12 protein-coding genes are annotated in these 12,231 nt (G+C 71.6%); 4 read left to right on the forward strand and 8 right to left on the reverse strand.

Annotated features, from left to right (window positions below; all coding sequences use genetic code 11):
- Positions 1–91 precede the first annotated feature (91 nt).
- Positions 92–1,081: an enoyl-CoA hydratase/isomerase family protein gene (locus D2K64_RS00500; RefSeq protein WP_120005602.1), complete on the forward strand. Its 990-nt coding sequence runs from the start codon at positions 92–94 to the stop codon at positions 1,079–1,081.
- 64 nt (positions 1,082–1,145) lie between these two features.
- Positions 1,146–1,319 (forward strand): hypothetical protein, encoded by a 174-nt coding sequence (locus D2K64_RS24155; protein ID WP_157985670.1) that lies wholly within the window; start codon positions 1,146–1,148, stop codon positions 1,317–1,319.
- 12 nt (positions 1,320–1,331) lie between these two features.
- Here the strand turns inward: D2K64_RS24155 and D2K64_RS00505 are convergent, their stop codons facing one another.
- From D2K64_RS00505 to D2K64_RS00520, 4 genes are read right to left on the reverse strand one after another with little or no spacing between them, the layout of a single operon-like run.
- A complete protein-coding gene (locus D2K64_RS00505; RefSeq protein WP_157985671.1) occupies positions 1,332–2,507 on the reverse strand; it encodes a YbfB/YjiJ family MFS transporter in 1,176 nt (391 codons plus the stop codon).
- 24 nt (positions 2,508–2,531) lie between these two features.
- A complete protein-coding gene (locus tag D2K64_RS00510) occupies positions 2,532–2,819 on the reverse strand; it encodes a hypothetical protein (protein WP_120005606.1) in 288 nt (95 codons plus the stop codon).
- Positions 2,820–2,868: 49 nt separating this feature from the next.
- The gene (locus D2K64_RS00515; RefSeq protein WP_120005608.1) at positions 2,869–4,305 is read right to left on the reverse strand and encodes a HAMP domain-containing sensor histidine kinase; all 1,437 of its coding nucleotides are present in this window, start codon (positions 4,303–4,305) and stop codon (positions 2,869–2,871) included.
- 10 nt (positions 4,306–4,315) lie between these two features.
- The gene (locus tag D2K64_RS00520; RefSeq protein WP_120005610.1) at positions 4,316–4,996 is read right to left on the reverse strand and encodes a winged helix-turn-helix domain-containing protein; all 681 of its coding nucleotides are present in this window, start codon (positions 4,994–4,996) and stop codon (positions 4,316–4,318) included.
- A gap of 228 nt (positions 4,997–5,224) precedes the next feature.
- On the opposite strand from D2K64_RS00520, the gene D2K64_RS00525 reads away from it, so the two are divergent.
- Positions 5,225–6,052 carry a siderophore-interacting protein gene (locus D2K64_RS00525; RefSeq protein ID WP_120005612.1) on the forward strand — a complete coding sequence of 276 codons (828 nt, stop codon included), beginning with the start codon at positions 5,225–5,227 and terminating at the stop codon, positions 6,050–6,052.
- Between the two features lie 30 nt (positions 6,053–6,082).
- On the opposite strand, the gene D2K64_RS00530 is transcribed toward D2K64_RS00525, so the two are convergent.
- Together D2K64_RS00530 and aspS are read right to left on the reverse strand one after the other, a co-directional pair.
- Positions 6,083–6,970: an EipB family protein gene (locus D2K64_RS00530; RefSeq protein ID WP_238383926.1), complete on the reverse strand. Its 888-nt coding sequence runs from the start codon at positions 6,968–6,970 to the stop codon at positions 6,083–6,085.
- Positions 6,971–7,048: 78 nt separating this feature from the next.
- A complete protein-coding gene (gene aspS / locus D2K64_RS00535; RefSeq protein WP_120005614.1) occupies positions 7,049–8,851 on the reverse strand; it encodes an aspartate--tRNA ligase in 1,803 nt (600 codons plus the stop codon).
- Between the two features lie 140 nt (positions 8,852–8,991).
- On the opposite strand from aspS, the gene rnd reads away from it, so the two are divergent.
- Complete coding sequence (gene rnd / locus D2K64_RS00540; protein ID WP_120005616.1) at positions 8,992–10,179, forward strand: ribonuclease D; 1,188 nt, start codon at positions 8,992–8,994, stop codon at positions 10,177–10,179.
- A gap of 5 nt (positions 10,180–10,184) precedes the next feature.
- Here rnd and D2K64_RS00545 read toward each other — a convergent pair whose 3' ends face one another.
- A complete protein-coding gene (locus tag D2K64_RS00545) occupies positions 10,185–10,607 on the reverse strand; it encodes a DUF805 domain-containing protein (protein ID WP_202910398.1) in 423 nt (140 codons plus the stop codon).
- 94 nt (positions 10,608–10,701) lie between these two features.
- Complete coding sequence (locus D2K64_RS00550; RefSeq protein WP_238383927.1) at positions 10,702–12,228, reverse strand: Ppx/GppA family phosphatase; 1,527 nt, start codon at positions 12,226–12,228, stop codon at positions 10,702–10,704.
- Positions 12,229–12,231 lie beyond the last annotated feature (3 nt).

The following is a 12,231-nucleotide window of genomic DNA, read 5'->3' on the forward strand; positions in this document are numbered from 1 at the left end:
GCCCGTGCCGGGTTGCATCGCGGCAGGCGGGGCGGCTTGTCAACCGGCTGCCCCGCCGCGACGCTGCATTCCGAAGCAAAGGAGGATCCGCATGACAGAACCCAGCCTGACCGCGCGACGCGAGGGGGCCGTGGGCTGCCTGCTGATGAACCGGCCGCGCGCCATGAACGCCCTCGACATGGCGATGATCGACGGCTTCGCGGCGGCAATCCGGACATGGGGCGCCGACCCGTCGCTGCGCATGGTGCTGCTGGAAGGCGCCGGCGGCCGCGCCTTCTGCGCCGGCGGCGACGTGCGGCGCGTCCGCGAATTGGCGCTGGCGGGCGACACGGCCGGCATCGAGGCGTTCTTCGCCGCCGAATACGCGGTGAACGGTGCCATCGCCGCCTTTGCCCAGCCCTGGGTCAGCCTGATCGACGGGGTCTGCATGGGGGGTGGCATCGGCGTCTCGGTGCATGGCAGCCACCGCGTGGTGTCCGAGCGGGCGCTGCTGGCCATGCCGGAAACCGCCATCGGCCTGTTTCCGGACGTGGGCACCAGCCATGTGCTGCCACGCCTGCCCGGCGGGGTCGGCCGGTGGCTGGCGCTGACCGGCGCGCGGCTGCGGGGCACCGAGGCGGTGGAGGCCGGGCTGGCAACCCATTTCGTTGCGTCGGAGCACCTGCCGGAGCTTCGCGCGGCACTGCTGTCGGAGGGTGACCCGGCGGCCATCAGGCGCTTCGCCGCTCCGGTGCCGCCGGGCCGCATCGCCGCGCTGCGCCCGGCCATCGACCGTTGCTTCCGGCATGACCGCCGCCCGGCGATCGAGGCGGCGCTGCGGGCCGAGGGCACGGAATGGGCCGCCGAGCAGCTGGCGATTTTGGACCGGGTGTCGCCCACCTCGGTCGCGGTGACGCTGGAGCTGCTGAGGCGCGGCGCCACTCTGGACCTGCCGGACTGCCTGGAGATGGAACTGGCGCTTACACGTCGCGTCACTCGCCACGCCGATTTCGCCGAAGGCGTGCGCGCGGTGCTGGTGGATAAGGACAATGCGCCGCGCTGGCGGCCCGCGCCCGAGCGGGTGGCGGCGTTCTTCGCCTGAGGCGATTGGAACGCCAGGGCCACGCCGGGCGTTGGAACCGGAGCCAGCCAGGAAAGGGGCCTTCATGTCCGAGAAGCCGAAGGAAGGGCCGAAAGCGCGGTTTTCTGCCGAGGAAGCCAGTGAGGCCTACATCCCGCGCCCGCCCAGCGAGGACGAGCAGAACAAGGTGAGCGAGGCGCAGGAACTGATCACCGACGAATGGACCGGCGATCCGCTGCCCGCCAAGCCGAAGACCTGACCAAGCAGCCTGTCAGCCGGCAGCCGCACCCTTCCGGCGGATCAGCGCCGCCATGGCGAAGCCGGCGGCCGAGACCAGCAGCGCCGCGCCGAACACCGCGGCGTGGCTTTCCGCGGTGGCGCGGAACAGCGCCGCCAGCGCGAAGCCACTGATCGCCTGCGCCGCCGCGTATACCGCTGTGGCGCGGGCCCAGAGCAGCCCCGCCGCCGGCCCCGCCTGCTCGCGCGAGGCGGTCAGGGCCACGGCGGAGATGCCGACGCCGGCGAAGCCGCATAGCGGCGCCGCCAGCAGCACCGCGATGCTGCCCGGCACCAGGCTCACCCCTAGCGCCAGCATCTGCACCACCATCCAGGCCAGCATCGCCGGGCGCCCGCCGAGCCGGCCCGCCAGGCTTCCCCCGATCAGCGTTCCAGCGACGCCGCCGCATCCGAACAACACCCAGAGCAGGGCCACCAGCGCGCCGCTCAGGCCGTGGCCCCGCACCGCGAAATCCGCCAGGTACACCATGGGTGCCGCCATGCCGGCCCCGGACAGGCCATAGGCTGCCAGCAGCGCCACTGCCGGCGGCGCCCGCAGCCCGGATGGCAGCCGGGTCAGGCCCGGCGGCGGCGTGGGCCAGGCAGGGCGCAGGGCCAGCCAGATCAGCGCCGCGAGCCCCGCCAGGCCCAGCCAGGCCGCCACCACGCCGGCGGCCAGCAGCGCCGGCACCGCCAGGGCCCCCAGCATGATGCCGCAGCCCACCCCGGACATCACCAGCCCGCCGGCGGCGCCACGCCGCTCCGGCGGCGTCACCGCCTGCACGGCGGGCCCAGCGAGCGCCATCATCAGGCCACCTGCCAGGCCGGCGAGACCGCGCCACGGAACCATCCAACCGAGTCCCCAGGGCAGCGCACAGGCCAGAAAGGACAGCACCACCAGCGCCATGCCGAGGTCCAGCGCCGCCGGCACGCCCAGCCTGCGCCCAACTGCCCGGCCGCCGAGGGCGCCCAGGAGATAGCCGAAGAAATTGCAGGCGCCGAGCAGCCCCGCCCCGGCCCCATCCAACCAGCCGGCGCTGACCAGCGCCGGAAACAGCGGCACATAGGCGAAGCGGGCCAGCCCCACCCCCACCGACAGGCTGCCAGCCCCGGCCAGCGGCGTGCGCCATGCGGCCACCGGCGGACGCGCCGCCACGGCTGGTTCCGTCACGCCCGCTTCTCCGGGCGGCATGGATCAGGGCCGGGCGAGGCCGGGGACCGGCTCTTCCCGCGCGGCCCGCAGGGCGCGGCGCAGCCGCGTGGCGCCGGCCCGGAAATGCTCGGCCTGGCAGAGCGCCTGCCCTTCCAGGCCCAGGCTGAGCGCGGGTTCGACCCGCCCGCGCGGGTGACGCGCCAGCCGGTCGGCGAGCGAGATGCAATCCATCCTGGTGGGCGAAAGAACCCGAACCTCCTGCGCCGCCGCGGAGCCGGCCAGAAGCAACAGCAGAAGCATGCCGGGCGGCAGCATCGACATGCCGCGCAATCTGGCGCTTCCCGAATTGCCCGGCGATGGTTGGGGGATGAAGCCTCGGTCATGCCTCGGCCGCGGCAGGCTCCGCCGCGGCAGGCAGGCGGAACAGCACCGCCAAGCCGGGCCGCTCCGGAGGGCCGCCGGCATCGGCGAACCACAAGGTGCCCCCATGCATCTGCACCACGGCCCGCACCAGCGAGAGACCGAGGCCGGAACCCGGCGTGGTGCGCGCAGCATCGGCGCGGAAGAAGCGCTCGCCGACCCGGGCCCGGTCCGGCACCGACAGGCCGGGTCCCTGATCGGCAACCCGCACCAGCACCGAACCGCCGTTCAGCACTGCGGCGATGCGGATGGTGGCACCCGGCGGGCTGAACTTCACGGCGTTGTCCAGCAGGTTGGCCAGCACCTGCAGCAGCAGGTCGCGATCGCCCAGCAGGGGCAGCGTGTCCGGCCACTCGGTTTCGAGCACCTGGCCATGCGCCTCGGCGGAGGCGCCGTATAACTCCGCCGCATCCGCCAGCAGCAGGGCGAGGTCGAGCGGCGCGAAGGCGGCGCGGCGCGCGCCATGCTCCACCTCGGCAATGCGCAGCACCGCCTGGAAGACGCGGGTGACGTTGTCGAGGTCGGCAATGCCCCGCTCGATCGCGCCACGCAGCGCCGCCGGATCGTCATGCTCGTCGAGCAGCGCTTCCTCCAGGCCGTTGCGGGCGCGGGCGATGGGGTGCCGCAGGTCGTGGGCGATGGCGTCCGAAACCCCGCGCACGCCATCCATCAGCTGCGCGATGCGGTCCAGCATAGTGTTCATGCTGGCGCCCAGCCGGTCGAATTCATCATCATGTGGCGACAGCGGCACGCGCGGCGACAGGTCGCCGCCGGCGATCAGCACCGCGGTGCCGGAGGCCGCGGCCAGCCGGCGCTCCAGCGCCCGGCGCATCAGCCACGCCCCGATCACGGCGCAAACCAGTGCGGCGCCGGTGGCCCAAGCCAGGCCCTCGGTCAGCAGGTCGCGCAGCTGCTGCTTCTCGCCCACCTCGCGGCCGACGGCGAGGCGGCCGCCATCCGGCAGTTCCACCAGCAGCAGCCGGCCATCACCCGGCGGGCCATCCTCATGATTCAGCGTGACGCTCTGCCAGGCGGAATTGCCGTCGCGCTGCGGCAGCTCGGCCAAATTTCCGGCCAAGCGCGCGCCGCTGGCGTCCTGTAGCAGGTACAGGGTCTGGCCTTCCGCATCGACGGCCAGGCGTTCCTCGATGGCCTCCGCCACGGAGCCGGATCCGTCGTCACGCCAGCGTTCGGTCAGGGCGTGCGCATCGGCCCGGATGGCGGCATCGGTCTGCCGCTCCAGCGCACCGGCGGTGCCCCACCACAGCACCCCCCCGAAGGCCAGCGCGGCCAGCAGGAACACGGCGGCGAACAAGGCCGCGAAGCGGAAGCCGGCGGAGGAGAACAACCGCCAGACCGGCCCCGGATGCTGCCGGCGTGGCCGGGCTTCCAGCATGGCGATGCGGTCAGCCCTCGCCCCGGATCATGTAGCCCGCGTTGCGCACGGTGTGGATCAGCGGCTTGTCGAAGCCCTTGTCCAGCTTCTGGCGCAGGCGCGAGACATGCACGTCGATGACGTTGGTCTGGGGGTCGAAATGGTAGTCCCAGACCTTCTCCAGCAGCATGGTGCGGGTGACGACCTGGCCGGCATGGCGCATCAGGTGCTCCAGCAGGCGGAACTCGCGCGGCTGGATGTCGATCTTCTTGCCGCCGCGCGTCACCGTGCGGGACAGCAGGTCCAGCTCCAGATCGGCCACCCGCAGCCGCGTGGCGGGCGCATCCACCGCCGGGCGGCGCCCCAGCGCCTCGACCCGCGCCAGCAGCTCGGCGAAGGCGAAGGGCTTCACCAGGTAGTCGTCGCCGCCGGCCTTCAGCCCTTTCACCCGCTCATCCACCCCGGCCAGCGCCGACAGGAACAGCACCGGCGTGTGGTTGCCCTGGGTGCGGAGCGTTTCCACCAGCCTGACGCCATCGACGCCGCCGGGCAGCATGCGGTCGAGCACGAGCAGGTCGAAGCCCTCGCTGGCGGCCATGAACAGGCCGTCGCGGCCATTCTGCGCATGCTCCACCGTGTGGCCGGCCTCCTGAAGGCCCTTGCGCACGAACCGGCCGACCTCGGCATCGTCTTCCACCAGCAGGATGCGCATGGTGTGCTTACTCCATCTTGCGGGCCTGCGCGGCCGCTGCGCCCGACAGTCCGGCGGGCTTTCGCTGGTCCCGCCAAGGCCAGGCCACCGGCTGGCCGGGCACAAGATGCCCTGCCCCGGGCCTTCATGCCAGAGCCCCTGACATTGTGGCCCGAGGCTTGCGGGTCGTGCCCGGAGTGCTTATGAGTGTCAGATGCGAATGCATCTCACTATCGTCTTTCCCGCCGAATGACCGATCATCCGCCTGAGGACCCCCGCGCCGCCCGCCGCGAGCGCCACGTGACGCGGCTGCGCCGCCTCACCGTTCTGTCGGCCGAAAGGCTGACGCCGCACATGCTGCGGGTGACGCTGGGCGGCGAGGAGCTCCGCGGCTTCCACAGCCCGGGCTTCGGAGACCATGTGAAACTGTTCTTTCTGCAACCGGGCCAGGATGCCTCGGTGCTGCCGGTTCAGGGCCCGGACGGCGTCGTATTTCCCGCCGCCGAGCGGCCGGCAGCGCGTGACTACACGCCCCGCCGCCACGACCCGGTGAGCAACACGCTGCAGATCGACTTCGCCCTGCACGAGGCCGGTCCGGCCACCGCCTGGGCGCAGCAGGCCGCGCCCGGCCAGATCCTGCTGGTGGGCGGCCCGCGCGGCTCGCTGATCCTGTCCACCGCCTTTGACTGGCACCTGCTCGTGGGCGACGACACCGCCCTGCCTGCCATCGCCCGCCGGCTGGAGGAGTTGCCGGCCGGGCAGCGTGCCGTGGTGATCGCAGAGGTGGAGGATCCGGAGGACCGCATCCCCTTCGCCAGCGCGGCCGAGCTGTCGACGCATTGGGTTTATCGGCGCGGCGCGCCGGCCGGCGAGGCGGCCAGGCTGTTGGCAGAGCTTGGAGCTGTTTCCTTTCCGCCCGGCGCATTCCAGGCCTGGGTGGCGTGCGAGTCCGGCGTGGCCCGCGCCGTGCGCCAGGCGCTGCTGGAGCGCGGCGCGGAACCGCGCTGGCTGCGCGCCGCCGGCTATTGGCAGCGCGGCGCCGCCGGGACGCATGAAACGGTGGGCGAAGCCGGCTAGCCTCCCGGCCGGGCGACACCGCGCCGGACCTCAGCAGCCGGACGGCAGCGGGTCCAGGCTCTGCATCACGGCGTTCACCGCGAAATCGCCGAAATCCATGTTCATCTCGTCGGCCACGCCGTTGGCGTAATAGCGCAGGCCGACCTCGTATTCCGGCGCGGCGGCACCGGCGGCGCTGGCGGCATTCTGGCCAAAGAAGGCGATGCGCATGCGGGCGCTGCCCTGGTTCGCCAGCAGCGGAAAGCGGACCGCGGGCTTCGGAGCGGTCCAGCCGGACAGAATGGTGGTGCTGTCCTGCGCGCCATCCTCGCTGGTGCCATCGAACAGCGGCGTCACCAGCAGGCGTTCCCCGGCGCGCGCCATCTCCAGCGTGCGAATGGTGTGCGCCATCGGCAGCAGCGTGCCCGGGGCCAGCTTCACCTCCGTCTGCGCCGGCGATTCGTAGCGCACCGCACCCTCCTGCCCCGCGCCTTTCAGCACGGCTTCGCCACTGATGCGCTGGGTCACCGCGCCCTGAGCCGACTGGGTCAGGGTGAAGCGCAAGCGCCTGCCGTCCTTGCTTTCCCAGGTGGAATAATCGGATGCGGTTTCCACCAGCGAGCCGGCGCGGTCCGCCACCGTCAGTTGCAGGCGCTGCCGGGTGGTCCAGCCATCGCAGGCATCCAGCACCTCGAACAGCATGGCACCCTCGGCGCCGATCACCTCGCCGCCCTGCCGCACCCGGTCGAGATTCAGCTTATAGGCGGCGCGATGCGACACCATGGATTGCGGCGATACCTGCGCGTTGGCGGCCGGGGCGATGCCGGGCTGCGCCACAGCCGGCGACATCATCAGGCCGAGGCCCAGCGCCGCCGCCAGGGACAGCGCCGCCACAGGGCGGATGATCGCGTATCCGGTCATGGTGTCGCGCAAGGGCATCGCATGGTCCTTTTCCTGGGGCATCCCGGGGAAGCATCTCGCGCGGCGGAGCGGACCGCCACGCGCATCGCGCTGGACTTAGGAAGCCTTGGGCGCCGCGGCACCCTTGGCGGGCGGCAGATCCAGCTTGATGGACAGTTCTTTAAGCCGCGCCGGCTCCACCGCCGCGGGCGCCCCCATCATCAAGTCCTGCCCCTGCTGGTTCAGCGGGAACAGGATCACCTCCCGGATGTTCGGCTCATCGGCCAGCAGCATCACCATGCGGTCGATGCCGGGGGCCGAGCCGCCATGTGGCGGGGCGCCGTAGCGAAAGGCGTTCAGCATGCCGCCGAAACGCTCCTCGACATCCTTGGCCGTGTAGCCGGCGATCTCGAAGGCCCGCACCATGATGTCCGGACGGTGGTTGCGGATGGCGCCCGAGGACAGCTCAATGCCGTTGCACACGATGTCGTACTGGAAGGCCTTGATCTCCAGCGGGTCCATCGAGTTCAGCGCCTCCAGCCCGCCCTGCGGCATGGAGAACGGGTTATGGCTGAAATCGACCTGCCGGGTTTCCTCGTTCAGCTCATACATCGGGAAGTCGACGATCCAGCAGAAGCGGAACTCGCCCTGCTCGATCAGGCCCAGCTCCTCGCCCAGCCTGGTCCGCACCTTGCCGGCGAATTTCGGGGTCTCGTCCTTCTTGCCGGCGGCGAAGAACACGGCGTCGCCAGGGTTCAGGTTGCAGGCGCTGCGGATGGCTTCCACACGATCGGCTTCCAGGTTCTTGGCGATGGAGCCCTTGGGGCCGTCCGCCGCGAACTGGATGTAGCCGAGGCCGCCGGCGCCCTCAGCGCGGGCCCATTCGTTCAGCTTGTCGAAGAAGCCGCGCGGGTTGGCCGCCGCGCCGGGAGCCGGAATGGCGCGCACGATGCCGCCGCCGGCCACCACCTTGCTGAACAGGCCGAAACCGGAGTCGCGGAACTGTTCCGTCACATCGGTGATGCGCAGCGGGTTGCGCAGGTCCGGCTTGTCCGAGCCGTAATCCAGCATGGCGGTGTCGTAGGCAATGCGCGGGAACGGCGCCGGCGTCACCTTGCGCCCCGCCCCGAATTCGTTGAACACGCCTTCCATCACCGGCTCGATCGCCGCGAACACGTCTTCCTGGGTGACGAAGCTCATTTCGAAGTCGAGCTGGTAGAACTCGCCCGGGGAACGGTCGGCGCGGGAGGCCTCGTCGCGGAAGCAGGGGGCGATCTGGAAGTAGCGGTCGAAGCCCGCCACCATGGCCAGCTGCTTGAACTGCTGCGGCGCCTGCGGCAGCGCGTAGAAGGTGCCGGGATGGTTGCGGGAGGGCACCAGGAAGTCGCGCGCGCCCTCGGGCGAGGACGCCGTCAGGATCGGCGTCTGGAACTCGGTGAAGCCCTGCTCGATCATGCGGCGGCGGATCGAGGCGATGACGCCGGCACGCAGCATGATGTTGCGGTGCTGCTTCTCGCGCCGCAGGTCCAGGAAGCGGTAGCGCAGGCGCAGGTCCTCTGGGAATTCCTGATCGCCGGCCACCTGGATCGGCAGCACCTCGGCCTGGGACTGCACCTCCAGGGCGCGGACCCGCAGCTCGATGGCGCCGGTCGGCAGCTTGTCGTTCACCGTGCCGCCTTCGCGCGCCACCACCTCGCCGGTGACGGTGATCACGCTTTCCGGGCGGATGGCATCGGCTTGCGCGAAGACCTCCGAGCCGGCCGGGAAGACGCATTGCGTGATGCCGTAATGGTCGCGCAGGTCAATGAACAACAGCCCGCCATGGTCGCGCTTGCGGTGCACCCAGCCGGAAAGGCGGGCGGTCTGCCCCGCGTCGCTGGCGCGCAGCGCGCCGCAGGAGTGGGTGCGGTAGGCGTGCATGGATCAGTTCAACCCCGAGGCTCGGACGGAAAGGGCCGCAGAAGGGGCGCCCCGCCGCCCGCTGTCAAGCGAAACCCAAGGAGCATCCCGGAGCCGCCCGCACTTTGCGCCACCGCCCGGCTTCGCTAAACCCTGTTCCCATGAGCCGACGCACCCAGGCGCAGGACGCCGACCCGGTCCTGATCACCACCACCGAGGCGCTGGCCGAGCTGTGCGCCCGCCTGCGTGCCGAACCCTTCGTCACGGTCGACACCGAGTTCATGCGGGAGAAGACCTACTGGCCGGAATTATGCGTGGTGCAGCTCGGCGGCCAGACGGACGTCGCGGTGATCGACGCCCAGGCGGAAGGCCTGGACCTCGCGCCGCTGGGCGAGCTGTTCGCCGATCCGGCGGTGACCAAGGTGTTCCATGCCGCGCGGCAGGACGTGGAGATCTGCATCCTGCGCTTCGGCGCCCCTCCCCGCCCGCTGTTCGACACGCAGGTGGCGGCGATGGTGGCGGGCTTCGGCGACCAGGCGTCCTATGACAGCCTGGTGCGCGGACTGGCCGGTGCCTCGATCGACAAGGCGCACCGCTTCAGCGACTGGTCGGCGCGGCCGCTCTCGGCGGCGCAGGTGGCCTATGCCGCCGCCGATGTGACGCATCTGCGCCGCGTCTACACCGCCCTGGTGGAGCGGCTGACCGAGGATGGCCGGCTGTCCTGGGTGGCCGAGGAGATGGCCGAGCTGATGGATCCGGCCACCTACCGCCAGGATCCGGACACGGCATGGGAGCGCCTGAAGCCCCGGACGAGCAACCGCCGCTACCTGGCCGCCATCCGCGCCGCCGCCGCCTGGCGGGAGCGCGAGGCCCAACGCGTCAACATCCCGCGCCAGCGTCTGGTGCGCGACGAGACGCTGCTGGAGATCGCTGCCACCCAGCCCGCCACCGCCGGCGAACTGGCCCGGGCCCGCGGCATCACCAAGGGCTTCGCCGACGGCAAGACCGGCGCCGGTCTGCTGGCCGCGCTGGCCGCCGCCAAGGAGTTGCCCGAGGCGGAACTGCCGGAACCGCCCCGCCAGGCTCAGAACCAGGGCGCCCCGGCCTCTCCGGCGCTGATCGCGCTGCTGAAGGTACTGCTGGCGGCGAAGGCCGAGGAACACCACGTGGCGCCCCGGCTGATCGCCAGCTCCGACGAGCTGGAGCGGCTGGCCACCGAGGCCGAGCCCGGCATTCCGGCGCTGCATGGCTGGCGGCGGCAGGTGTTCGGCCAGTCCGCCCTGGCGCTGAAGAACGGCAAGCTCGCCCTGGGAGTGGAAGGCCGGAAGGTGAAGCTGATCCAGGGCTGAGCGAGTCAGGCCTTCGCTTCCAGCGGGTCTGGGCCGAAGCGGTTCGGCCCGCGGGATCCGTCGCGGCAGCCCAGGCTGATGAACACCCAGATCCAGCCGATCACCGGTACCAGCAGCAGCAGGCTCCACCAGCCGCTGCGGTTCCGGTCATGCCAGCGCTTGGTCATTCCGGCGAAGCCGGGGATGCAGGAGAGCCACCACCAGGCGTCGCTGACCGGTTCCCCAAGATGCATGGAATAGCGCGTCCCGCCCTCCGTGGCGGAGGCGGACGGCACGAGGCCGGGATCGATGCTCCAGCCCAGCCAGCCGAACAGCAGAAGATCGATCCCGAGCGCCAGGCAGTGGAGGCCGAACAGCGGCAGGACGTAGAGCAGCCAATAGCGGCCCAGGGCGATCCGGCCCTTGAAGCTGATCCAGCGCAACAGCACGTCCGGCCATCCGTCCCGATGAGGGTGACGGAAGCTTAAGCATGACATTGCACCTGCGGCCAGCCTTGCGCGGCAGTTCTGCAGGCAGGGCCGGCTAGGAGGGCGTTCTGTCCGCCGCCACCTCGACCGAAGCGCCGAGGCCGAGAATGGCGGCCAGGGCTTCCACCCGGCGCTGCACGCTGTCGCCAGCGAAAACGCCGCCGCCCTCCACCAGCCGCAGCGTCAGCCTGCCATCGCCGAGGTGCAGCGCCGTGCCGGCCAGCAGCGTCGGCGTGCCGCCCGAGAGCGTATAGGCGAGCCGCAGCGCCGCCCCCAGCACCTCCGCCCGTCTCAGCGAAACGCTGTCCAGCAGCGTGCGCGCGGTGGACAGCCAGGACGCGTCCAGCTCCGGCTCGTAGCGGAGCGCGACCGCCAGGGCGAGGAAGGCGCGCTCGTGATGGTCGAGCCCGATGCCCGGCTGGCGCAGCACGCGCAGGAAGCTCTGCTCGGCGCGGTAATCCGGGTGGTCATGGCTGCCGATGTCGGAGAGCCAGCACGCCGCCTGCCGCAGCGCGCCGCTGGCCGGCGTCTCGCCGACGAAGATCGGCGCGGTCCAGGCCGACAAGGCGGCCGGCAGGGCGGTGTCGCGGCCGAAGCGGGCCGCCATCTCGCGGCCGGCGGCGAGCAGCGGATCCTCCCCCCGCACCACGGGATCGAGGTGCCGGGCATACCAGCCTTCCCGCAGCCCGTTGGCGCTGAACACCACGCGGCGGGCGCCGGTGGCGCGCAACAGGCGGCGCAGCGCCACGGCGGCGAAGGGCAGGTCCTGCAGGCGCTTAGAGGGCGCGCCGGGCAGCCGCTCCAGCGTGCGGCGGGTGGCGGCCATCACCAGCCCGCACAGGTCGCGCGCCTCCTCCCGCCGCAGCACGTAGTGATGCACGATGGACAGCGGATAGGCGGTCTGCGCGATGTGGATCTTGGCCAGGGCGCGCCAGGCGCCGCCTACCAGATAAAGGTCCCGGTCCTTGCCATGCGCGAGCCAGGGCAGCCGTCCCAGCTCGGCCTCGGCGATGGCGCGCGCCTTGCCGATGTCGCCATCCGCCTTGTCGGCCAGCCGGATGGCGCCTAGCGGCAGCGAGGCGATGGCTCCGGCCCGCCCCTGCCCCAGCTCCACCAGCTCGAGCGAACCGCCGCCCAGGTCGCCCAGGATGCCATCCGCCTCCGGGAAGCCGAGCAGCACTCCGTCGGCTGACAGGGAGGCCTCCTCCTCCCCGTCCAGGATGCGGATGGGAACGCCCGGCATGCGCTCGGCGATGGCGGCGGCGAAGGCCGGGCCGTTCTCCGCGTCGCGCACGGCGGCGGTGGCCAGCACCTCCAGCGGCCTGACGCCCATGCCGCGGGCCACCGCGCCGTAGCGTTCCAGCACGGTCAGCGCCTGCGGCACCGCCTCCTCGTTCAGCTTGCCGGTGTTCTGCAAGCCACGCCCGAGGCCCAGCACCGCCTTCTCGTTGAAGATGGCCAGCGGATTGCGGCCCGAGCCCTCGAACACCACCAGGCGCACGGAGTTGGAACCCAGATCCACGATCCCGCTGCGCAGCGGATGGGCCAGCTCGGCCGCGGTGGCGGGGGCGTTGATGTCCAAGGT

Origin of the sequence: Teichococcus vastitatis, from assembly GCF_003604215.1 — a bacterium.
Classification (GTDB): domain Bacteria; phylum Pseudomonadota; class Alphaproteobacteria; order Acetobacterales; family Acetobacteraceae; genus Pseudoroseomonas; species Pseudoroseomonas vastitatis.